Raw genomic sequence first — 21,988 nt, 5'->3', positions numbered from 1 at the left:
CCTACATCCGCTCGGGCGCCGTCACGCCCAGGAGCGTGAGGCCGTTGGCCATGACCGTTCGCGTGGCCTCGACCAGCCAGAGCCGGGCCCGGTGCGTGTCGTTGAGCTCTTCGTCGCCCTTGGGCAGGAACATGCAGTTCTCGTACAGGCGGTGGTACTTGCCCGCGAGGTCCTCCAGGTACCGCGCGATCCGGTGCGGCTCGCGCAGCTCGCCGGCCGTGGCCACGACGCGCGGGAACTCACCGAGGGCGCCGAGGACGTCGTTCTCCCACTGGGTGGCGAGCAGCTCGGGTTTGAAACCGTCAGCCGTGCCCTTGTCGACGCCGAGCTCCGCGGCCTTGCGGGCGACACCGCACATCCGGGTGTGCGCGTACTGGACGTAGTAGACCGGGTTCTCGTTGGTCTGGCTGGTCAGCACGTTGATGTCGAGCGTGATGGTGGAGTCGGTGGAGGAGCGCGCCAGGGTGTAGCGGGCGGCGTCCACGCCGATCCAGTCGACGACGTCGTCGATCGTGATGATGTTGCCGGCCCGCTTGGACATGCGGACCTCTTCGCCGTCGCGAAGCATCTTCACGAACTGGCCGATCTTGACCTCGATGTTGCGGTTCATGTCGTCGCCCGCGCAGGCCGCGATCGCCTTGAGGCGGTTGACGTAACCGTGGTGGTCCGCGCCCAGCATGTAGACCGAGACCTCGGAACCGCGGTCCCGCTTGGAGAGGTAGTAGGCGGCGTCGGCGGCGAAGTAGGTGGTCTCGCCGTCCGCCTTGATCAGGACGCGGTCCTTGTCGTCACCGAAGTCGGTGGTGCGCAGCCAGATCGCGCCGTCCTGGTCGAAGACGTGACCCTGCTCGCGCAGCCGCTCGATGGCCTTCTCGACGGCGCCGGAGTCGTGCAGCGACTTCTCCGAGAACCACACGTCGAAGTGGGTGCCGAACTCCTCCATCGAGCGCTGGATCTCGGCCACCATGAGCTTGAGGCCCTCGGTGCGGAAGGTCTCCAGCTGCTCGTCCTCGGGCAGGTCGAGCACGCCCGGGACGCCGTCCACGATCGCCTTGGCGATGTCGGCGATGTACTCGCCGACGTAGCCGTCGGCCGGGACGGGCTGCCCGTTCGCGGCGGCCTTCAGCGAGCCGGCGAACTTGGAGATCTGCACGCCGGCGTCGTTCAGGTAGTACTCGGTGGTGACGTCGGCCCCGGAGGCCCGCAGCACGCGCGCCAGCGAGTCGCCGACGGCCGCCCAGCGGACGCCGCCGATGTGGATCGGGCCGGTCGGGTTGGCGGAGACGAACTCCAGGTTGATCCGCAGACCCTTGAGCGCCTCGTTGCGGCCGTAGGCCTCGCCCGCCTCGACGATGCCGCGTGCCAGCTCGCCCTGGGTGGCGGCGTCGAAGGTGATGTTCAGGAAGCCCGGCCCGGCGATGTCGACCTTGGCGACCCCGGGGAGCTCTCGCAGACGGGCGGCCACCAGGTCGGCCACGACGCGCGGCGGCTTGCCGGCCGGCTTCGCGAGCTGGAGGGCCACATTGGTCGCGTAGTCGCCGTGGTCCCTGTTCTTGGGTCGCTCGACCGTCACGTGCTCGGGCACGGCGACGGCCAGCTCGCCCGCCTCGACGGCGGCGCTCACTGCGGCCTGGACTGCCTGGGAAAGCTCTGCGGGGGTCACGACGCCAAGCGTAGGCGAGACGGGGCACCCGCTCGCCACCCGGTTTGCCCGTTGAGACGCCCGCGCGCCGTGCTCAGCCGCGATCCGTCCGCTCTGTTCGCTCAGGGCGAAACCTGTCGGGCTCCGCCGCGCGGGCCATCAGCCGCCACACCAGCGCCACCAGATCCGCCGGGTCGAAGGGCTTGCCCAGGTACCCGTCCACCCCGACCGCCTCCCCGAGATCCAGGTCGGCCGGCGTACAGGCGCTGACGATCGCGATCGGCAACCCGCTCGTCCCCGGCGCCGCCCGCAGCCGGGCCGCCGTCCGCAGACCGTCCAGCCTCGGCATCACGACGTCCAGCGTCACCACGTCCGGCCGCACCCGGCGGACCACCTCCAGGCACTCGGCGCCGTCGGCGGCGGTCACCACCTCGAAGCCCTCAAGCTCCAGGTTGACCCTGATCAGCTGGCGGATCACCTCGCTGTCGTCCACCACGAGGACCCGCCCGGACACTCCCGACACCTCACCGAGGGTATCGGCGCGCCCGCCGCCCCGTCCGGCCTTTCCGCACTTCCGCTCCCCCGCCACCGGGCGGGTCCCCGAAACCCGTGCACGGAGCACGCCGCGAGCCTGGTAATGTTCTCCACGTCGAAGCGAACGCGACGACAACACACAGCAGGCCCCCGTAGCTCAGGGGATAGAGCACCGCCCTCCGGAGGCGGGTGCGCAGGTTCGAATCCTGCCGGGGGCACTTCGCGAGAAGTGCGAGACAGGCCCAGATCAGTGGAGTTCATCCACGGATCTGGGCCTTCGTCATGTCGGCGGCGAACCGGGCCGACCGGGCCGACCGGGCGGCCCGGTGGACGCCCCGGCGAACCGGGCCGTCGACGGCACGCCGGTCCGGCCGGTGCCCGACCCCCGCTCAGGAGGCCGACGCCACCGCCTCCTTGTAGAGCGCCGCGATGGTGTGGTCGAAGTAGGCGCTGTAGGAGGTGTCGGGACTGTCGCCGCCCTCCTGGTAGCCGCCGATGGTGCCGACCACGTGCCCGGTGGTGGTGCTGATCCAGGGCCCGCCGCTGGTGCCCCCGGGGTAGTCCGGGCAGTCGACGACGCGCTGGTAGGTGCTCCGGCGGCCGGTGGTGTTGGTGCACAGGATCGGGGCCTCGGTGCCGCTGGGGTAGCCGTAGAGCCGGACGGTGGCGCCGAAGGGCTCGTCGGTGCCCAACTGGTTGGCGCCGACCACGTCCTCGATCCGGCGGCCGCCGCTGGAGGCGGTCTCCAGGATGGCGAAGTCCTCGTCCTGGTCGCCGTCCTGGGACCAGCCGGCGGCGGTGTGGATCGCGGTGACCCGCCAGGTGCCGTAGGGAGCGGTGCCGTCCCGGTAGCCGGGGGCGAAGGTGACGCCGTCGGTGCCGCTCAGGCAGTGGGCGGCGGTGAGCAGCAGGTTGCCGGTCGTGCTGTGCAACACGCTCGCGGTGCAGAAGTGGTTGCCCGCCGCGACCGCGCCGCTGAACAGGGCGCCCACGGTGGCGGATTCGGGCGTGGCCGGGGCCACCGCCGTCGTCCCGAGCGGGGCCGTGGCGGTCGGCGCGGCCGTGGCGGTGGCGGTGGCGGTGGCGGTCGGCACGGCCGTCGGGGCGGCGCGGTCGGTCGCGATGGCCGGAGCCGCGGCGGTCTCGGTGGCGGCCGGGGTCGGGGCGTCGGTGGCGCCACCCGCCACCTGGACCGCGGCGTCCGACGGCGCCGAAGCGGCGGACGGCGCGGCGGTGGACGGCGCGGACGCCGGAGCGGACACCGACGGGCTGCCCGCCGCCGTCGCCTCCGAGGTCACGCTGTGCGCGCCCGCGACGACGGCCACCACGGTGAGCGCCGAGAGCGTGGTGAAGAGGGTGGGGGCCAGAAAACGGCGGCGGGGCGATCGGCTGCGGTGCTGGCCCATACCTGGTCGGCTCCTGACCTGGGTGTCGGTGCGAGTACGGTCCGACTATGGCCCAGGCAGCTGGGAGGGCTGTGATGCCCGGCTGGGAGCTGGATGAGAAATCCTCCGTCGCGGGCCGCCGTCGCACCGGCCCGCGAGCCGGCGCGGTCAGTCCGCGAGGACCGCGGCCAGGGCTCCCGGGCCGACGAACGCGGTGTGCGTCCCCGCCCCGGTGCAGGCGAACGCGCCGGCCACCGAGCCCGCGCGGGCACAGTCCACCGGCGGACGGCCGCGGAGCCAGGCGTAGAGGAACCCGGTGGCGAAGGCGTCGCCGGCGCCGTTGGTGTCGACGACCGGGCGGCCCGGGTCGACGGCGGGCAGCCGCCGGAGCGGGGCGTCCCGGGTGAGCAGCCAGCAGCCCTCGGCGCCCGCCGTGGCGATCACGACGGAGGCCCGGCCCTCGGCGAGGATCGCGCCCATCACCTCCGCGTGACGGCCCCGGCAGCCGGCCACCGAGAGGAAGACCAGGTCGGAGCCGAGCGCGTAGTCCCGGTGGTGGGGGTTCCGGCCGTCCCAGTCGTGCAGATCGGTGGAGCTGGTGCGGCCGAGCCGGTGCAGGTCCGGGTACATGTCGCGGTTGTGGCCGCTGATGGAGAGGTGCACGTGCCGGCTGCGCTCCACGTACGGCAGGTAGAAGGAGCGGGGCAGGCGCAGATCGGCGGGGTGGCGGCCGTCGAAGAAGGAGAACCGGCGGCCGGCGGCGTCGACCAGGTTGACCGCGCGCGGGGTGCCGTGCGGCGAGACCAGGTGCGCGAACGGCAGGCCCACCCGGGCGTACTCGGCGAGGATCAGCTCGGCCTGCGGATCGTCCCCGAGGTAGTCCAGGAAGGCCGTGCGCAGGCCGAGGTGGTGGGCACCGAGGGCGACGCCGTTGCCGGTGTGGGCCACGTAGTCGCGGACCGGCCCCACGGACCGCGAGTCCGCGTCCGGGACCTCCAGCCGGTCGACCCGGACGACGGTGTCGACGCCGGCCCCACCGACCACGAGCAGGTCGAGGGCGGGCCCCGGTTCGGACGGACCGGACGGACCGGACGGCTCGAACGGCTCGAACTGCGACACCACGGCGCCTCCTCGACTTCCTGGCGGTGGCCAGGAGTCAAGCAGGCGCCGAAGGGTGACTGCAAGACCTTGCGGCAAGTTTCAGACGAGCCGGGGGGGTGCTGGGTCAGGAGGCGCGTTGCCGCTGCCCCGGCGTCACCGCCCCCGCCTTGGCCGGCGCACCCGCCGTCGCGGCGCCCGCCCCGGCCGCCCCGGGCACGGCCTCCCCGGTGGCCTCGCCGGGTGCCGGACGGTGGTTGATCATCAGGAAGGCGATCAGCGCCGCCGTCAGCAGGATGCCCATCGCCACCCAGGTCGCGACCACGTACCCGTGCACCGCGCCCTCGGCCTGCACCTGGGGGTTGCCGGCGATCCGGGTGGCCAGATACGTCGCGGTGGCGCTGGCCGCGATGGTGTTCAGCAGCGCCGTACCGACGGAACCGCCCACCTGCTGGGCCGAGTTGATGGTGGCCGACGCGGCGCCGGCCTCGTTCGGGGCGACGCCCAGGGTGGCCAGGCTCATCGCCGGCATGAACACCAGGCCCATCCCGAAGCCGAGCAGCAGCTCGGCGGGGAGCACCATGCCGGCCCAGGGACTGTCCACCTTCATCTGGGTCAGCCAGGCCATCGCGGCCCCGGCGAGCAGCAGCCCGGGCCCGATCAGGTTGCGCGACGGCACCCTCGTCATCAGCCGGGCCGCGAAGCCGGTCGAACTGATCACGATGGCGGCCGTCATCGGCAGGAAGGAGACACCGGACATCACCGGCGAGAAGTGCTTGATGACCTGCAGGTAGTAGGTGAGGAAGAGGAAGAGGCCGAACATGCCGACCATGGCCAGGCCGACCGAGAGCGCGGCGCCGCCGCGGTTGCGCTCGCCGACGATGTGCAGCGGCAGCAGCGCGTGCTCGGTGCGCCGCTCCACCAGGACGAAGACCACCAGCAGGAGCGCGCCGAGCCCCAGCGAACCCAGCACCAGCCAGTCCACCCAGCCCCGGCTGACCGCCTCGCTCGTACCGAAGACGATGGCGAGCAGGCCGCCGCAGCCCAGGAACGCGCCGGGCAGGTCGAGTTTGACCCGGCGGCCCTTGGCGACGTGGTCCGAGGTCAGGATGGAGAAGGCGGCGAAGGCCGTCGCGATGGCGATCGGGGTGTTCACGAACAGGCACCAGCGCCAGTTCAGGTACTCGGTCAGCAGGCCGCCCAGGAGCAGGCCGATCGCGGCGCCGCCACCGGCGATCGCCCCGAAGATGCCGAACGCCGTACTGCGTTCCCGCGGATCGCTGAAGGTGGTGGAGAGCAGACCCAGCGCCGACGGGGCGAGGAGTGCGCCGAAGGCGCCCTGGAGGGCACGGGCCGCGAACAGCATCGGCGCCCCGGTGGCCCCGCCGCCGATCGCGGAGGCGAGGGCGAAACCGAGCAGGCCGACGATGAAGACGCGTTTGCGGCCGAAGAGGTCGCCCAGCCGGCCGCCGAGGAGCAGCAGGCCACCGAAGGCCAGCGTGTAGGCGGTGATCACCCACTGGCGGTTGGCGTCGGAGATCCCGAGGTCCTTCTGGGCCGAGGGCAGGGCGATGTTCACGATGGTGATGTCGAGGACGATCATCAGCTGGGCGATGGCGATGACCGCCAATGCCCACCAGCGGCGACTGTCCGCCGCCCTATGACCGGTGGCAGGTTGAGCAGACACTGGGGGAGCCTTCCGCAGGGGATTCGGAGAGGTCACGCAGTCGCCTTCAAGCCAAACTCGCCACGCGCCGAATGGCAAGGAAAAACCTCACCAAATCGTACGAATTGGGACCAATGAACCAGGGGCCCGGGACCACGGGACCAGGCCCGCCCGGGCAGCGGAGGCCGACCGCGCGGCCGCCGGGCCGCGCCGGGGACACGCGGGCCCCCGGGTGTCGCCGCCACCCGGGGGCCGCCGTACCGACGCCGGCCGACGCCCTGCCGGACCGGACCTACAGCGCGGCCAGCTCCGCGACCAGGTCGTCCAGGCCGAGCGAGCCCTGCGAGAGCGCCGCCATGTGCCAGGCCTTGAGGTCGAACTCCTCGCCGCGCGCCTCGTGCGCCGCCCGGGCCGCCGCCCGGCCGCGCAGCCAGGCCCGCTCGCCCAGCTTGTAGCCGATCGCCTGGCCGGGCATGCCCAGGTAGCGGACCAGCTCGCTGTCCAGGACCTCCGCCGACAGCCCGCAGTAGCGGCCGAAGAACTCCCGGGCGGCGGCCGGCAGGACGGGCTCGCCCGGCCGGAACGGGGAGTCGGCGGGGAAGTCCAGCCCGGCGTGCATGCCGATGTCGACGATCACCCGCAGTGCCCGCATCATCTGGGCGTTGAGGTAGCCGAGCCGGTGGCCCGGGTCGGTGAGGTAGCCGAGCTCGTCCATCAGGCGCTCGGCGTACAGCGCCCAGCCCTCCAGGTTGGCGCTCACCCCGCCGATGCTCACCTGGTAGGTGGAGAGCCGGTCGGCGACGTAGTTCCACTGCGCCAGCTGGAGGTGGTGGCCGGGAACGCCCTCGTGGTACCAGGTGGAGACGAGGTCCCAGACCGGGAAGCGCTCCCGGCCGATGGTCGGCAGCCAGGTCCGCCCCGGGCGGCTGAAGTCCAGCGAGGGCGAGGTGTAGTAGGGCGCGGCGGCGCTGCCGGCCGGGGCGATCCTCGACTCGACCCGGGTGACCGGCTCGGCCAGGTCGAAGTGGGTGCCCTGGAGGTCGCGGATCGCCCCGTCCATCAGCCCCTGGAGGTACTCACGGGTGGCCTCGGCGCCCTGGACGGCGGGGCCGTCGGTCTCCAGCCACTTCATCGCCTCCATCGGCGTGGAGCCGGGCAGCACCTTCTCCGCCTCCGCCTCCATCTCGGCGAGCAGGCCGTGGAACTCCTGCCAGGCCCAGCCGTACGCCTCGTCCAGGTCGAGGTCGGCGCCGGTCCAGTAGCGCACGAATCGGCCGTAGCGCTCGCGCCCGGTGGTGTCGGGGGTGGCGGCGGCGGCCGGGCCGTAGACGTCGCGCAGCCAGTCGCGCAGGCCGGCCACCGCCTCGGCGGCGGCCGCGGCGGGCTCGGCCAGCCCGGCGCGCAGGCCCTCGGGTGCCTGCTGGACGAACACCCCGAACCAGCCCGCCGCGTCCCCCTCCAGCCACTCGCCGAACTGCTCGACCATGGTGGACACCTGGCGGGGGCCGGAGAGCAGGCCGCGCTCGACACCCGCGGCGAGGGTCTCCCGGTACTGCTCCAGCGCGAGGGGCACCCGGGCCAGTCGGCGGCCGATCACCCCCCACTCCTGCTCGGTGTCGGCGGGCATCAGGGTGAAGACGTCACGCACGTTGTGGACCGGCGAGGCCAGGTTGCGAACCGCGCGGTAGCCCTCCCCCGCGTCGTGGACGGCGAGCCCGGCGGTGAGCCGCTCGCGCAGCAGCCGGGCGCAGCGGCGCTCGGCCTCGTCCTCGGCAGCTCCGGCCCGCTCCGCGTCAGCGAGCCGGGCGAGCGTGCGGCGGCCGAGTTCGGCGAACGCCTCGTCACCGGCCGGGGAGAGGTCGGGGAGGCGGTCGTCGTCGAGGTTGAGCCCCAGGTGCACCGCGGTCAGCGGGTCGAGCTCGGCAAGGGCCTGCACGTAGTCGTCGGCAATGCGGCGCGGGGTGGTGCCGTCGGAGCTGATCAGTTCTTCAACCATCCGGACATCATTTCGCGGCCCGGGCCGATTGCAAGCCCCTACCCTGTGGCATGGACCGGCCATTTCACGCCCCCGCCCGGTGCTCCCTCCGGCGCCTGAACAGCAGGGCCGGGTCCCAGGTGGGCCGGCCGCGGGCGAACCGGAAGAAGCAGAGGCCGATCAGCACCGAGCAGAAGTGTCCGAGGTCCGTGAAGGTGTGCGACGTGACCAGCGGCACCAGGTAGAAGACCAGCACCCCGCCCCCGTACACCAGGCGCCAGTGGCCGGCGAACCGGTAGGTCAGCACGGCGACCACCCCGGCCAGCGCGTACGAGACACCGACGTCCACCGTGCCCGCCAGGCTCTCCTGCAGCCGGCCGCGCAGGATGCCGCGGGCGACCACCCCCTCGCTGACGAGCGTGGCCAGCACGTGCGCGGTGGCGGCCACCGTGAACCAGCGCAGCGTCCCGAGCCAGCGCTCGGCGTTGGCGTGGAAGAGGTTGAACAGCACGAAGTAGAGGAGAAAGCTCGACTGCTCCGTCCAGAGCGCGCTGGCCACCAGGACGTGCAGCGGGTCCGAGCGCAGGTTGTCCAGATTGGTCGAGCGGGCGGCCAGGAACCAGTCCAGGTTCGCCGGGTTCATCCGCGCCACCAGGAAGCTGGTGACCGCCAGGATCAGCAGCCACACGTACGTCCCGGGCGCCGACCGGATCCACCTCAGGACCGCCCCCGGCACCCGGCGCACGGCGGCCGTCCACTGCTCTGCCCGCGCCATCCGGCGGCCCTCCTCGAAGCGGCGGAGACGATCCGTCCCATCCTCGGCGGCCGGCCCGTCGCGAGGGCGCTTCGACCCGCCGGTGGCGGGCCCGCCCCACCACAAACATCCGTTCGGGAAGATCGGTGCAGGCAAGGATCCGATCGGACCGGCGCCCATTACGCTGGCCGCCATGGAAGCCAGCTCAGCGCCCGTCCCACCCTCCCCCGAGGCCCGTCCGCGGCGTAGCGGGTACCGGCGGCTGCCGGTCCAGCAACGCCGGGAGCAGCTGATCGCGGTGGCGCTGGAGCTGTTCGCCTCGCGGGCACCGGACGAGGTGAGCCTGGACGACGTGGCGGAGGCCGCCGGGGCCTCCCGCCCCCTGGTGTACCGCTACTTCGCGGGCGGCAAGCAGCAGTTGTACGAGGCCGCGCTGCGCACCGCGGCGCAGGAGCTGACCAGCCGGTTCACCGTGCCGCTGACCGGCAGCCCGACCGAGCAGCTGTCCTCCGTCCTGGAGAGCTACTTCGCCTTCGTGGCCGAGCACGACGCCGGGTACTCGGCCCTGCTGCGCGGCGGCTCGGTGGTGGAGACCCAGCGCACCTCGGCGATCGTGGACGACGTCCGGCGGGCGGCGCTCAAGCGGACCCTGCGCCACCTCGGCGTCCGCGAGGCCGGGCCGCGGCTGACGCTGCTGGTCCGCTCGTGGATCGCGGTGGTCGAGGGCACCTCCCTGAGCTGGCTGGACGAAGGCCGCGCGCTGCCGGTGGGTGAGCTGCGGGAGTGGCTGGTGGACCAGTTCATGGCGATGGCCGCCGCGACGGCGCTGCACGATCCGCAGACGGCGCAGGTGCTGAGCGCGCTGCTGGCGCTGGAGGGCCCGGACGCTCCACGGGCCGCCCGGCTGCGGGAGGTGCTCACCGGCTGAGGCACGGGGGCGCGGTGGGCGCGGTGCCCAGGCGGACGCGGCGCCCTGTGCTCGCGGTGCCGGCCGGGGCCGGACCCGGCCACGCGACCCCGCCCCGACCCCCGTGCCCGGGGTCGGGGCGGGCCCGGGCGTCAGGCCTTGCCGAGCACCTGGCGCTGGCGGCCCAGCCCGTCGATCTCGATCTCCACGATGTCCCCCGGGATCAGGAACGGGGTGCCCGGGTGGCCCAGGGTGACACCGGCCGGCGTGCCGGTGACGATCACGTCGCCCGGCTCCAGCACCATGAACTGGCTGACGTAGCGGACGATCTCCAGCACCGGGAAGATCATCTGCCCGGTGGAGCCGTCCTGCCGCTGCTCACCGTTGACCCAGAGCCGCAGCCCGAGCCCCTGCGGGTCGGCCACCTCGTCGGCGGTGACCAGCCAGGGGCCGAGCGGGGTGAAGGTCTCCGCCGACTTGCCCTTGTCCCACTGGCCGCCGCGCTCCAGCTGGAAGGCCCGCTCGGTGACGTCGTTGGCGATCGTGTACCCGGCGATCACCTCGGCCGCCTCCCGGTGGCCCGCCAGGTACCGGGCGGTGCGGCCGATCACGATCGCCAGCTCGGCCTCGTAGTCGGTCTTCTCGCCGCCGCGGGGCACCAGCACCTCGTCGTACGGGCCGACCACGGTGTTGCTGGGCTTGAGGAAGATCACCGGCTCGTCGGGGATCGCCGCGCCGGCCTCGGCGGCGTGGTCCCGGTAGTTGAGCCCGATCCCGACCACCTTGCCCGGCCGGACGACCGGAGCGCCGACCCGCTGTCCGGCGATGTCGGCCACAGGCAGCAGACCGGCGGCCGCGTCGCGGGCCAGCGCGGCCGGGTCGAGCCCGGCCAGGAAGGCGCCGTCGATGTCCCGGGCCCGGCCGGAGAGGTCGTACGCGGTGCCGTCCTGGCCCAGCGCGATCGGGCGCTCGGCGCCCGGTGGTCCGACACGGAGGAGCTTCATCTGAGCGTCACCACCACTTTCGTCTCAGCTCGCCGGGGCGGCCGCACACACCGCACCGGACTCTTGTTGCGAGGTATATCAACGTCTGCCGCCCGTGAACCAGACAGCCCAGGTCGGCGAATTCCTATCAATTCCCACAAGCCGGGACGGCACCGAATCGGGTGCCCGTACGGTTGACAGCCGCGGCCGGGTCGGGCCGCCCGCCCGGCGCCGGGCTCCCTCGTGGACGAACCTCCCCGTGCCCGGGGTGCGCACCGGGGTGAGCGGGGGCGCGACGGCGAAGGCCGACGGCCCGCGGGGGCTCGCCGAACGGCCGCCGGGGAGGCCGGCACCACGGGCTCCGGGCACCGCGGCCCGGTCACCGCCCGGGGTGTCAGCCGCTCCGCGGGCCGCCGAGGAGCTGGTCCAGCGGGAGCGCCCGGGCCGGACCGGGACCGGTCTCCTCCCGCTCCCGCTCCCAGCGCTCCAGGTCACGCAGGACGTCGGCACGCGCCCCCGGCTCGCCGGCCAGCGCCGGGGCCAGCTCGCGCAGCAGCGCGGCGGCGGCGCCCGGGCTGCCGCCGCGGGCCAGCCAGAGGGCGAGGTCGTGGCAGGTGCGCAGGGTGCGGAGGTCGGCCGGCCCGACGCTGCGGGCCAGCCGCGGGATCAGTTCGGTCAGCATCCGCACGGCCTCCTCGGGCCGGCCCTCGACGCCGTACTCCCAGGCCCGGTCGGCCCGCTGTCGCAAGGCCTCGGGCGGCTCGGCCGGCTCGGGCGGGGCGGTCCGGCCGAGCGGGACGTCGCGCAGCCGACGGCGTACCTCGGCGGCGTCGGCGGGCCGGTCGGCCGGGTTCTTGGCGAGCATCTGGCGGATCAGGGCGGCCAGCGCGGGATACGGCGTGCGCACCGGCGGCGGCGGGTCGTTCAGGTGCTGGTACATCATGGTGACCGCCGAGCCGGCGTTGAACGGACGCTGTCCGGTGCAGAGTTGGAAGAGCACCACGCCCAGCGCGTAGAGGTCGGCCCGGCCGTCGATGGTGTCGCCGGCCCAGCACTCGGGCGCCAGGTACGGCGGGGTGCCGATGACGACCCCGGTGGAGGTGAGCCCGCTCCCGGACTGTTGGGTGAGCAGCCGGGCGATGCCGAAGTCCAGCACCTTGGCCTCGCCGCTCTCGGAGATCATGATGTTCTCCGGCTTGATGTCCCGGTGCACCACGCCCGACCGGTGGGCCGCGTCCAGCGCCTTGCAGACCTGCCGGACCCACTTCACCGCGAGCGCCGGGTCGGGCGTGCCCTCCTTGATCACCGCGGCCAGCGAGCGGCCGCGGACCAGCTCCATCACCAGGTAGTGGGTGGACCAGGCGCCCCGCTGGACCCGTCCGTAGTCGTGCAGCGTGACGATGTGCGCGTGGGACAGACTGCCGGCGGTCTTGGCCTCGCGGACGAAGCGCGCGACCGCCTCCTCGTCGCCGGCCTTCTCCTCGGAGAGCACCTTGACCGCGACCGGGCGCCCGATGTTGCTGTCGTAGGCCTCCCAGACCACCCCGAACCCGCCCTGGCCGAGCATCCGGTCCAGCCGGTACCGGCCGTCCAGTACCTCCCCAGCCCTCATGTCTCCCCCAACCCCCGCGTACGCCGGATCGGAAAACGCGTCCACCGTGACCGCGTCCACCGTGACCGGGGCCACCTTAGCGCCGGGGGAGCACATGAGGGTGAACGGACTACGGCTTGGGCTTGGGCAGGCCGGGCGGGTTGATCTCGGAGGTCTGGACGGCCTCGCCGTCGAGCCCCCAGCGCTTCAACGCCTGGCCGTAGGTGCCGTTCTTGATGATCTCGTTGATCGCGCCGTTCAGCGCCTGGACCAGGCCGCTGTCCTTCTTGGTGGTCGCCGCGATCTTCCCGAGGACGTCCGCGCCGCCGCCGGAGTAGGTGCCGACCACCTCGGTCTCGCCGGTCTGCACGGCGTGGAAGGCCAGGCTCGGGTTGGGGCCTACGTAGGCGTCGATCCGGCCGGAGGACAGCGCCAGGTAGTAGTCGGAGGAGGCCTGGAAGTACTTGATGTCGACCGGCTTGAGGCCGTTCTTCACGTTCTCCTCGTTCCAGCCGATCAGCAGCTTCTCCTGGTTGGTGCCGGAGGAGACGGCGATCGTCTTGCCGGCCACGTCCTTCGGGCCGGTGACCTTCCAGCCGGTGCCCTTCTTGGCCTCGAAGCCGAGGATGTCCAGCCGGTAGGTGGCGAAGTCGTACTTCTCCTTGCGGGCCTCGGTGACGGTGATGTTGGTCATGCCGACGTCGAACTTGCCGCTGTCCAGGCCGACGAAGACGTTCTCCCAGGAGACCGGGTTGAACTCCACCTTCAGGCCGAGCACGTTGCCGACCAGCGAGGCGAGGTCCGGCTCGACGCCGATGATGGTCTTGTCGTCGTTCGCGTAGAAGTCCAGTGGCGGCGTGGTACCCAGCGAATTGGCGACCGTCAGGGTCCCTCTCTTTCTGATCTCCTCCGGAACCAGCGCCGCGATGGCATCCACCTTGCCCGTGGTGATGCGGTTCTGATTGGGCGTCAGGTTCACCGTGGTGCCGTTCGGCGCGGTACTGCCCTTGGCGGGGGCGAGTTCGGCGGAGGCGTCGGTGGAGCTGCCGCAGGCGGCCAGGGTGAGGGTGGCGGCGAGCGCGGCGGCGGCGGTCACGAGGGCGCGACGGGGTAGGGACATGGCGGAGCTCCTGATCAGTGGGAGAGGGTCGAGGGGAGAGGGGCGGGGCGAGAGGGGCGGGGCGAGCCGGTCAGAGGACCTTGGCCAGGAAGGAGCGGGTGCGCTCGTGCTGCGGATCGTCCAGGACGGCCTTCGGCGGGCCCTGCTCGACCACCACCCCGTCGTCCATGAAGACCACGGTGTCGGCGACCTCGCGGGCGAACCCGATCTCGTGGGTCACCACGATCATCGTGGTGCCGGCCTTGGCGAGGTCCTTGATGACGTCCAGCACCTCGCCGACCAGCTCGGGGTCGAGCGCCGAGGTGGGCTCGTCGAAGAGCAGCACCTTCGGCTCCAGTGCCAGCGCCCGGGCGATCGCCACCCGCTGCTGCTGACCGCCGGAGAGCTGGCGCGGGTAGACGTCCGCCTTGTCGGCGAGCCCGACCCGCTCCAGCAGCCGCAGCGCCGCCGCCTTGGCCTCGGCCTTGGGCCGGCGCAGCGCGCTGACCGGCGCCTCGATGATGTTCTCCACCACCGTGAGGTGCGGGAACAGGTTGAAGTTCTGGAAGACGAAGCCGATGTTGGTGCGCTGGCGCAGCACCTCGCGCTCCTTGAGCTCGTGCAGCCGGTCGCCGGCGCGCCGGTAGCCGATGAGCTCACCGTCGATCGCGACGAAGCCGCGGTCGAGCTTCTCCAGGTGGTTGATCGAGCGCAGCAGTGTCGACTTGCCGGAGCCGGAGGGGCCGAGCACCACCGTCACCGAGCCGGCCGGTACGTCCAGGTCGACGCCGCGCAGGACGGTGAGCTGGCCGAAGCTCTTGTGCAGGCCCCTGACCTGCACCATGGGTTCCACGACGGTGGTGGTCACGAGCGTCCTCCGGAAGCGGGGTCGGCGGGGGTGCGGCCGACGGGGGTGCGGTCGGCCCGCAGGCCCTGGACGAAGGCCCGGGCCCGCTGCAGCGGGGTGGGCGGCGGGGTCCGTTCGGCACCCCGGGCGAAGTAGCGCTCGACGTAGTACTGGCCGATCGACAGCACCGTCGTCAGCAGCACGTACCAGACGGTCGCCACCATCAGCAGCGGCACCACCCGGCCGGTACGGCCGTAGACGACCTGCACCTGGTAGAAGAGCTCGCCGATGGCCATCACGTAGACCACCGAGGTGCCCTTGAAGAGCGAGATCACCTCGTTGGCGGCGGCCGGCAGGATGCCGCGCATCGCCTGCGGCAGCACGATCCGCCAGGCCTGGCGCCAGCGCGGCACGCCCAGCGCGGCGGCGGCCTCGCGCTGACCGGAGTCGACGGCGATGATGCCGCCGCGGATGATCTCCGCGGCGAACGCGGCCTGGTGCAGGCCCAGCCCCAGCACGGCGGCGCCGAGGGCGCCGAGCACCCCGACCGTCTCGAACTCGGCGAAGGTCGGCCCGAACGGGATGCCGATGCCGAACCGCTTGTAGAGGTAGGAGAGGTTGAACCAGAACACCAGCTGCACGATCAGCGGGATCGAGCGGAACGCCCAGACGTAGGCCCAGGCGATGGACTGCAGGATCGCGCTGCGCGACAGCCGCATCGCGGCCACCACGGCGCCCAGCACGAAGCCCAGCAGGGTGCCGTAGAAGGTGAGTTCGATGGTGCGGCCGACCGCGCGCAGGATGGTGTCGGCGGAGAAGTAGACCCGGAAGGTGGCCCAGTCCCAGCCGGGGTTGACGTACAGCCCGTGGGCGAACTGGACGAGGACGACGAGGGCTGCCAGACCGACCGCCCAGCGCAGCGGGTGGCGGGCCCGGACGGTCCGCAGACCGGCCAGCTCGCCGAGGTCGACGCGACCGGCCGGGGCGGCCGGCGCCTTGGTGACCGGGCCGGCGGGCGGGCCGGCCTCGGTGGTGGTGATGCTCATGGTGGGATTCCTCCAACAGGCCCGGGGCCCGGACAGGGGGTCACGCGTGCTCGGGCGGGCTGATCTGGGACTCCTTGATCGCCGAATCGGCGACCCCCCACTTCTTGACGATCTTGTCGTACGTCCCGTCCTTGATCAGCTGGTTGACCGCCGCCTGGAACGCGGGGGTGAGCGTGGAGCCCTTCTTGAACGCGAAGCCGACGTCCAGCCGGTGGAACTCGCCGAGGAACTTCGTCCCGGACGCCTCCTGGGACGCCTGGTAGCGCAGACCGTTGATGGTCGACATCACGATGTCGATCCGGCCCTGCTGGAGACCGGTCAGCGTGGCGCCGTTGTCGCTGAACGCCTTCACCTCGTAGGGCTTCTTGCCGGCGTCGGCGCAGACGTTCTTCTTGTTGTTCAGCGTGGTCTCGAAGGTGGTGCCGGCGCCGGTGCCGATGACCAGCCCGCAGAGCTGGACGAGATCGGTGACCGGCTGGACGGTGGTGTTGTCCTTCTTGACCGCGAAGCCCTGGCCGTCGTCGATGTAGGTGACGAAGTCGATGGTCTTCAACCGGGCCGCGGTGACCCCGAAGTTGCCGGTGCCGACGTCGTACTTGCCGCTGCCCAGCGCGGGCAGGATGGTCTCGAACGCGGCCTCCTCTCGCTCCACGGTCAGGCCGAGCACCTTGGCCACCGCGTCGGTGAAGTCGATGTCCACCCCGGCCGCCTTCTTGGTGGCCTGGTCGGCGTAGAACGAGGCGGGCGGCGCCCCGATCGTCGATCCGAACTTCACCGTCCCGGCCTTGCGGACGTCCTCGGGCAGCAGCGCGGCGGCCGCGTCCGACTTCGGGATGGCGGAGATGAGGTCCTGCGCGGCGGCGTCGGCCGCCGCCTTGCCCGCGCCCGGCTGGGCGGTGGTCTTCGGGTCCGAGCCACACGCGGCCAGTACCAGGACCGGCAGCAGGGCGGTGGTCGCGAGCAGACGGCGTCGGACGGTGGTGGTTCTCACGGGAGTTGTGCGCCTTTCGGGGTCGGTGCGTGGTGGGGTCGGGGGCCGGGGGCCTGGGCCAGGTCACCGGGGGTGCGGTCCGGGGCCGGGAGCCGGACCGGCAGGGACTTCTCGAACGCCAGCGGGCCGATCGTCAGGGGATCGGCGTCGACGTCGAACAACGCGGTGTAGCCGGTCGCCAGGTAGAGCCCCTTGGCCTCGGGCTGGCGCGGACCGGTGGTCAGGTAGATCCGGGTGTACCCGGCCGCCGAAGCGGCCCGCTCCAGCTCCACCAGCACCCGGCTGGCCAGCCCCCGGCGGCGGTGCGCGGAATGCGTCCACATCCGCTTCACCTCGGCCGTACGTTCGTCGTACGGCTTGTACGCACCGCCGGCCACCGGCTCTCCGTCCTCCAGGAGGAGGAGCAGTACGCCGGCCGGTTCCGCGAAGGCGTCCTTCGGGTACCGGCTCATCTCCTCCCGGGCGTCCGGCCCGTAGCGGGCGACGTACTCCTCGGTGAGCTCCCGCAGCAGCGGCTCGACCAGCGGGTCGTCGATCGTGACCCGGCGGACCTCGATCGCCAGGCTGGTACCGCTCACGCCTGGACCGCGATCAGCTGATGACGGTCGCGCTCGGCCCGCTCCTCCCGCTCGGCCGCCTCCGCCGCCTTCGCGGCGTCCCGCTTGGCGACCTCCTCGCGCACGATCGGGATGACGTGGCGGCCGAAGTCGATCGCGTCGTCGAGCAGCGCGTAGCCGCGCGCGGAGAGGATGTCCACGCCGAGGTCGTAGTAGTCGAGCAGCGCCTGGGCGACCGTCTCCGGCGTACCGACCAGGGCGTTGGAGTTGCCGGCCCCGCCGGTGACGGCCGCGGTCGGGGTCCAGAGCGCCCGGTCGTAGCGCTCGCCGGCCGCGGCGATCTCCAGCAGCCGCTGGGACCCGGTGTTCTCCGGGGTCCACTGCGCCGACCGGGCCCCGCCGCGGACCAGCTCGCCGGAGTCCTTGCGGGCACGGATGGTGTCCACCGTCCGGTACGCCTTCTCCCAGGCCAGCTCCTCGGTCGGCGCGATGATCGGCCGGAAGGCCACCTGGATGCGCGGCACGTCCGCCCGGCCGGCGGCCCGCGCGGCCTCCTTCACCCGCTCGATCTGCTCGGCGGTCCGGGCCAGCGGCTCGCCCCAGAGGCAGAAGATGTCCGCCTCGGCGCCGCCGGCCGCGTAGGCGGCGTCCGAGGAGCCGCCGAAGGAGACGCCCGGCCGGGGGGCCTGGACGGGGAAGACGTCCGAGAGGAAGTCGTTGAACCGGTAGTACTCGCCCTCGTGGTCGAAGGCCTCCTTGCTGGTCCACGCCTTCTTGACGATCCCGATGTACTCACGGGTGCGGGCGTAGCGCTGGTCCTTGGTCAGGAAGTCGCCCTCGCGCTGCTGTTCGTGGTCGTTGCCGCCGGTGATGAAGTGGACGGTGAGCCGCCCGTCGCTGATCCGGTCCAGGGTGGCGAAGGTCTTGGCCGCGTAGGTCGGGTAGGAGACGTTCGGCCGGTGGGCCAGCAGGATCTGGAGCCGGTCGACCCGGGCCGCGAGGTAGGCCGCGGCGGCCGCCGGGTCGGGGGCGCCGGCGCCGTAGGCGAACAGCACACGGTCCCAGCCGTAGTCCTCGTGGGCGCGGGCCAGCCGCAGGGTGTAGTCGCGGTCGAAGGCCGCCGTGGAGCGGGGCGTGGTCTCCGAACCATCACTGGTGGCGGCGATGCCGAGGAATTCGACGGGCATGGTGGCTGAACCTTTCGGGTCGTACGGAATCCGGCGGCTGCGGGTGGGCAGACCGGAACAGGCCATGGCGGGGCCAGGCTTCGAACACGGAACGGGAGCGCGGCACGTGACGGTGGCGAAGGAGAAGGCGACGGAGAACTGCCGGAGTGCAGTGGGGTGCAGAAGGCTGAAGGCGGCAGCGTGCGCCTGAAACGGCCGCCCGGACGGGGCTGGACGGCCTACCCGGCCCGCGACGGGGCACCGAGGGAGAGGTCTCCGCGGGAGGGGTCTCCGAGGGAGGAGGCTCCTAGGAGGACAGGGCCGGCTGGACGGCCCGCTGCCGGGTCAGCCGCGACACGCCGCGGACCACACCCGACCGAAGTCGATGTGGTCGCGGGTGACCAGGAGCTGCTCGGCGTACATGAGCACAAGTTCAGCAGTGAAGGACGCACGGCGTCAACCACCGTCCATTACCGCTCTGTTGCGATCACTTGTCGTCGTGTGCCCCGGCGGCACCACCCTTGACAGGCCACGTTCGCGCATGCGTACGATCAATGCGGAGTGCAGTGCAGAGCCGGCCGCGTTGAGGGACGCGGGCCGGCCCGACGGCCGTACGTGATCACACCCGTACCTCCCGCCTGCCTGCCCGCAGCTTCCGCCTGGAGTCCTCCTCATGGCCACCCCGCAGGACGTCCTACCCGCGCCCGCCCGCACCGAGAAGACCGCGCACGACCCCGGACCGCCCGTCGGCGCCGCCCCGGACCCCTCCGCCCGGCTCGTCGCCCGCCGCCGCCCCGGCCAGTGGGTCTCCGCAGCCGTCGCCCTGTCGCTGTTCGCGATGGTCGTCAACTCGGTGATCCGCAACAAGGCCTTCCAGTGGGACGTGGTCGCCGACTGGTTCACCGCCACCTCGGTCCTCAACGGCCTCACCCTCACGCTCTGGCTGACCGCCGTCACGCTCGGGCTGGGCTTCGTGCTCGGCACCGTGCTCGCCACCATGCGGCTCTCCACCAACCCGGTCCTGCGCACGCTCAGTTGGGTCTACATCTGGATCTTCCGCTCCACCCCGGCCCTGGTGCAGCTGCTGCTGTTCTTCAACATCGGCGCGCTCTACCCGACGCTCGGCCTCGGCATCCCGTTCGGCCCGGAGTTCATCACCGTCAAGACCGTCAACCTCTTCGGGCCCACCCTGACCGCCCTGGTCGGCCTCACCCTGCTGGAGGCCGCGTACGCCGCCGAGGTGGTGCGCGGCGGGATCCTCTCCGTCGACCGCGGCCAGCTGGAGGCCGCCTCGGCGCTCGGACTGAGCCGGTGGCGGGTGCTGCGCCGGATCATCGTCCCGCAGGCGATGCGCTCGATCGTCCCCACCGCCGGCAACATGCTGATCAGCGCGCTCAAGGGCACCAGCATCATCAGCGTGCTGGCCGTCTCCGACCTGCTCTACTCGGTGCAACTGGTCTACCTGCAGTCCTACCAGGTCATCCCGATGCTGATGGTCGCCACCATCTGGTACATCGTGATCACCACCGTGCTGTCCATCGGCCAGTACTACGTCGAGCGGTACTACGCCAAGGGCGCCACCCGCGACGGCCTGCCGCCCACTCCGCTGCAGAAGGCCCGCGCGGCCTACCGCCGGCTGCGCGCCGCCGCCGCCGACAGCGCCGCCCCCGCCGGTGCCGAGCTCACCCCCGGGGAGAAGCGTTGACCACCCTGGTGATCGTCGGAGCCGGCCCGCGCGGCACCGGACTGCTGGAGCGGATCGCCGCCAACGCGGCCGAACTCCTCCCCCCGGACCAACCGTTGGAGATCCACCTGGTCGACCCGCACCCGCCCGGCGCGGGCCGGATCTGGCGCTACGACCAGTCCCCGCTGCTCCGGATGAACTCGATGGCCGAGGACGTCACGATGTTCACCGACGAGCGGTCCACCATCGACGGCCCGGTCCGCCCCGGCCCCTCGCTGGCCGAATGGGCCGCCCGCGTCGAGGAGTTCGCGCCCTACCGGGAGGTCGAGGACCAGGAGGTCCGGGCCGAGCTGCGCGACCTGGCACCGACCGACTTCCCCACCCGCCGGGCCCAGAGCGCCTACCTGGACTGGGTGTTCCGGCGCGCCGTCGCCGACCTGCCGCCACACATCACCGTCACCGTGCACCGGGACACCGTGCACCGGATCGAGGGCCCGGAGGACGGCCCGCAGCTGGTCCACCTCGGCGACCGGATCCTGACCGCCGACCACGTCACCCTGACCCTCGGCCACCTCGACTCCGCGCCGCACCCCCGGTACGCCGCGGACACCGCGTTCGCCGCCCGGCACGGCCGCTTCCACCTGCCGCCCGCCTTCTCCGCCGACGCCGACCTGACCGGCATAGCCGCCGGTGAGCAGCTCGTCCTGCGCGGCTTCGGGCTCGCCTTCGTCGACCTGGTCGCGCTGCTCACCGAGGGCCGCGGCGGCCGCTTCGAGGAGACGCCCGAAGGCCTGGCCTACCGGCCCTCCGGCCGCGAGCCGGTGATCCACGTCGGCTCGCGGCGCGGCGTGCCGTACCACTCCAAGACCGGCTACCGGCTCCAGGGCCCGCCCGCCCCGCTCCCCCGCTACTTCGACGCGGCCGCCGTGGACGCCGTGCTCGACCGGCCCGGACCGCTGGAACTACGGCGCGACTTCTGGCCGTTGATGGCGAAGGACATCGGCTTCGGGTACTACCACGAGCTGTTCCACGCCCACCCCGAGCGCACCGCACTGCCCTGGTCGGACTTCCTGGCCGGCTACGACGCGTACGGCTGGTACGCGCCCGAACTCACCCGGCTGATCGCCCTGGCCGTCCCCGACCCGGCCGACCGGCTGGACTTCGAACGGCTGGACTTCCCGCTGGCCGGGCTCGAACTCGGCTCCGCCGAGGAGCTCCAGCGCCACCTCCGCGGCTACATCGCCGACAACGCCGACCGCCGCGCCGACCCCGCCCACAGCGCCGACCTCGGCGCCTTCCTGGCCCTGCTCTCGCTCTTCGGCCAGGTGCCGCGCATCCTCGCGACCGAGCGGCTCACCGCCCGCTCGGTCGGCGAGGAGGTCGACGAGTGGTTCTTCGGCTACTTCAGCTACCTCGCCTCCGGCCCGCCCGGCTTCCGGCTGCGTCAACTGCTCGCGCTCTCCGAGGCGGGCGTGGTCCGCTTCCTCGGCGCGGGCATCCGGGTCGAGCGGGACGAGGCCACCGGCACCTGGCGGGCGTCCGGCAGCACCGTGCCCGGGTACAGCGTCCACGCCACCGCCCTGGTCGAGGCGTACCTGCCCAAGCACGCGCTGGCCCGCACCCACGACCCGGTCCTGCGCGACCTGCACCGCGCCGGGCGGATCGTGGAGGAGGTGGTCAGCGACGAGGAGCACACCCACCGCTCCGGACTGCTCACCATCCGGCCCGGGGACAGCCGGGTCCTGGACCCGGCCCTGAGCGGCGGCCCGCACCCGCGGCGCACCGCCCTCGGCCCGCACACCAGCCTCCGCGCGGCGGCGGCCTTCGCCCGGCCGCGCACCGATTCCCCCGGCTTCCGCCAGAACGACGCCGCCGCCCGGGCCATCCTGCGCGCCCTGGCCGGCGTCCCGGCGGTGCTGGCGGCCTGAGCCGGCCCGCCCGGGGCCCGCCGCGGCCCCGGGCGGCCGGTCCCGGGCACGCGGCTCGGGGCACGCGGCGCAGGACGATCGGCCCAGGCCAGTGGCGGCGACGGCGCCGGCGGTCCGGCCCGGCCGGAGCCGGCC

The 21,988-nt window shown here is 72.7% G+C and carries 18 protein-coding genes and 1 tRNA gene; 4 read left to right on the top strand and 15 right to left on the bottom strand.

All coding sequences use genetic code 11. The annotated features are described in order from the left end of the window. Nucleotide 1: 1 nt before the first annotated feature. Together argS and ACFXHB_RS23075 are read right to left on the bottom strand one after the other, a co-directional pair. On the bottom strand, nucleotides 2-1,663 hold the full coding sequence (gene argS / locus ACFXHB_RS23080; protein ID WP_380576482.1) for an arginine--tRNA ligase: 1,662 nt from the start codon (nucleotides 1,661-1,663) through the stop codon (nucleotides 2-4). Nucleotides 1,664-1,736: 73 nt separating this feature from the next. Beyond that, the gene (locus tag ACFXHB_RS23075; protein WP_380576521.1) at nucleotides 1,737-2,156 is read right to left on the bottom strand and encodes a response regulator; all 420 of its coding nucleotides are present in this window, start codon (nucleotides 2,154-2,156) and stop codon (nucleotides 1,737-1,739) included. 166 nt (nucleotides 2,157-2,322) lie between these two features. Here ACFXHB_RS23075 and ACFXHB_RS23070 point away from each other — a divergent pair. Continuing rightward, nucleotides 2,323-2,394, top strand: a tRNA-Arg gene (locus ACFXHB_RS23070). Between the two features lie 171 nt (nucleotides 2,395-2,565). Here the strand turns inward: ACFXHB_RS23070 and ACFXHB_RS23065 are convergent. The 5 genes from ACFXHB_RS23065 to ACFXHB_RS23045 form a co-directional block, all read right to left on the bottom strand. Beyond that, nucleotides 2,566-3,582 carry a trypsin-like serine peptidase gene (locus ACFXHB_RS23065; protein ID WP_380576481.1) on the bottom strand — a complete coding sequence of 339 codons (1,017 nt, stop codon included), beginning with the start codon at nucleotides 3,580-3,582 and terminating at the stop codon, nucleotides 2,566-2,568. A gap of 147 nt (nucleotides 3,583-3,729) precedes the next feature. After that, the gene (locus tag ACFXHB_RS23060) at nucleotides 3,730-4,611 is read right to left on the bottom strand and encodes a carbohydrate kinase family protein (protein ID WP_380576520.1); all 882 of its coding nucleotides are present in this window, start codon (nucleotides 4,609-4,611) and stop codon (nucleotides 3,730-3,732) included. 175 nt (nucleotides 4,612-4,786) lie between these two features. Next, a complete protein-coding gene (locus ACFXHB_RS23055) occupies nucleotides 4,787-6,346 on the bottom strand; it encodes an MFS transporter (RefSeq protein ID WP_380576480.1) in 1,560 nt (519 codons plus the stop codon). A 271-nt stretch (nucleotides 6,347-6,617) separates the two neighbouring features. Further along, nucleotides 6,618-8,321, bottom strand: a complete 1,704-nt coding sequence (locus tag ACFXHB_RS23050; protein WP_380576479.1) for a DUF885 domain-containing protein — start codon at nucleotides 8,319-8,321, stop codon at nucleotides 6,618-6,620. Nucleotides 8,322-8,385: 64 nt separating this feature from the next. Beyond that, the gene (locus ACFXHB_RS23045; RefSeq protein ID WP_380576478.1) at nucleotides 8,386-9,075 is read right to left on the bottom strand and encodes a rhomboid-like protein; all 690 of its coding nucleotides are present in this window, start codon (nucleotides 9,073-9,075) and stop codon (nucleotides 8,386-8,388) included. 172 nt (nucleotides 9,076-9,247) lie between these two features. Here ACFXHB_RS23045 and ACFXHB_RS23040 point away from each other — a divergent pair, with 172 nt between their 5' ends. After that, nucleotides 9,248-9,982, top strand: a complete 735-nt coding sequence (locus tag ACFXHB_RS23040; RefSeq protein WP_380576477.1) for a TetR/AcrR family transcriptional regulator — start codon at nucleotides 9,248-9,250, stop codon at nucleotides 9,980-9,982. Nucleotides 9,983-10,113: 131 nt separating this feature from the next. Here the strand turns inward: ACFXHB_RS23040 and ACFXHB_RS23035 are convergent, their stop codons facing one another. The 8 genes from ACFXHB_RS23035 to ACFXHB_RS23000 all read right to left on the bottom strand — a co-directional run bounded on the left by ACFXHB_RS23035 (nucleotide 10,114) and on the right by ACFXHB_RS23000 (nucleotide 18,262). Then, nucleotides 10,114-10,965 carry a fumarylacetoacetate hydrolase family protein gene (locus tag ACFXHB_RS23035; RefSeq protein WP_380576476.1) on the bottom strand — a complete coding sequence of 284 codons (852 nt, stop codon included), beginning with the start codon at nucleotides 10,963-10,965 and terminating at the stop codon, nucleotides 10,114-10,116. A gap of 373 nt (nucleotides 10,966-11,338) precedes the next feature. Then, nucleotides 11,339-12,556 carry a serine/threonine-protein kinase gene (locus ACFXHB_RS23030; protein ID WP_380576475.1) on the bottom strand — a complete coding sequence of 406 codons (1,218 nt, stop codon included), beginning with the start codon at nucleotides 12,554-12,556 and terminating at the stop codon, nucleotides 11,339-11,341. A gap of 109 nt (nucleotides 12,557-12,665) precedes the next feature. Continuing rightward, on the bottom strand, nucleotides 12,666-13,655 hold the full coding sequence (locus ACFXHB_RS23025) for an ABC transporter substrate-binding protein (protein WP_380576474.1): 990 nt from the start codon (nucleotides 13,653-13,655) through the stop codon (nucleotides 12,666-12,668). A gap of 70 nt (nucleotides 13,656-13,725) precedes the next feature. Then, nucleotides 13,726-14,478: an amino acid ABC transporter ATP-binding protein gene (locus ACFXHB_RS23020; RefSeq protein ID WP_380576519.1), complete on the bottom strand. Its 753-nt coding sequence runs from the start codon at nucleotides 14,476-14,478 to the stop codon at nucleotides 13,726-13,728. Nucleotides 14,479-14,498: 20 nt separating this feature from the next. After that, entirely contained in the window at nucleotides 14,499-15,527 is a 1,029-nt protein-coding gene (locus tag ACFXHB_RS23015) for an amino acid ABC transporter permease (RefSeq protein WP_380576473.1), read from the bottom strand. 40 nt (nucleotides 15,528-15,567) lie between these two features. Then, the gene (locus tag ACFXHB_RS23010) at nucleotides 15,568-16,518 is read right to left on the bottom strand and encodes an ABC transporter substrate-binding protein (RefSeq protein WP_380576472.1); all 951 of its coding nucleotides are present in this window, start codon (nucleotides 16,516-16,518) and stop codon (nucleotides 15,568-15,570) included. Then, nucleotides 16,515-17,096 carry a GNAT family N-acetyltransferase gene (locus ACFXHB_RS23005; RefSeq protein WP_380576471.1) on the bottom strand — a complete coding sequence of 194 codons (582 nt, stop codon included), beginning with the start codon at nucleotides 17,094-17,096 and terminating at the stop codon, nucleotides 16,515-16,517. Before ACFXHB_RS23005 ends, ACFXHB_RS23010 begins: the two co-directional genes overlap by 4 nt. Beyond that, on the bottom strand, nucleotides 17,093-18,262 hold the full coding sequence (locus tag ACFXHB_RS23000) for an LLM class flavin-dependent oxidoreductase (RefSeq protein WP_380576470.1): 1,170 nt from the start codon (nucleotides 18,260-18,262) through the stop codon (nucleotides 17,093-17,095). Before ACFXHB_RS23000 ends, ACFXHB_RS23005 begins: the two co-directional genes overlap by 4 nt. 652 nt (nucleotides 18,263-18,914) lie before the next feature. Here ACFXHB_RS23000 and ACFXHB_RS22995 point away from each other — a divergent pair. Both ACFXHB_RS22995 and ACFXHB_RS22990 read left to right on the top strand, forming a co-directional pair. Further along, nucleotides 18,915-19,946, top strand: coding sequence for an amino acid ABC transporter permease (locus ACFXHB_RS22995; protein WP_380576469.1), 1,032 nt, complete (start codon nucleotides 18,915-18,917; stop codon nucleotides 19,944-19,946). Beyond that, nucleotides 19,943-21,853: an FAD/NAD(P)-binding protein gene (locus ACFXHB_RS22990; protein ID WP_380576468.1), complete on the top strand. Its 1,911-nt coding sequence runs from the start codon at nucleotides 19,943-19,945 to the stop codon at nucleotides 21,851-21,853. The genes ACFXHB_RS22995 and ACFXHB_RS22990 overlap by 4 nt, the downstream gene beginning before the upstream one ends. Nucleotides 21,854-21,988 lie beyond the last annotated feature (135 nt).

It is taken from the genome of Kitasatospora sp. NPDC059327 (genome assembly GCF_042752535.1).
Taxonomy (GTDB): Bacteria; Actinomycetota; Actinomycetes; order Streptomycetales; family Streptomycetaceae; genus Kitasatospora.
Note: the sequence above shows the minus strand (reverse complement) of the source record. Positions and strands in the feature narration are given on the sequence as shown.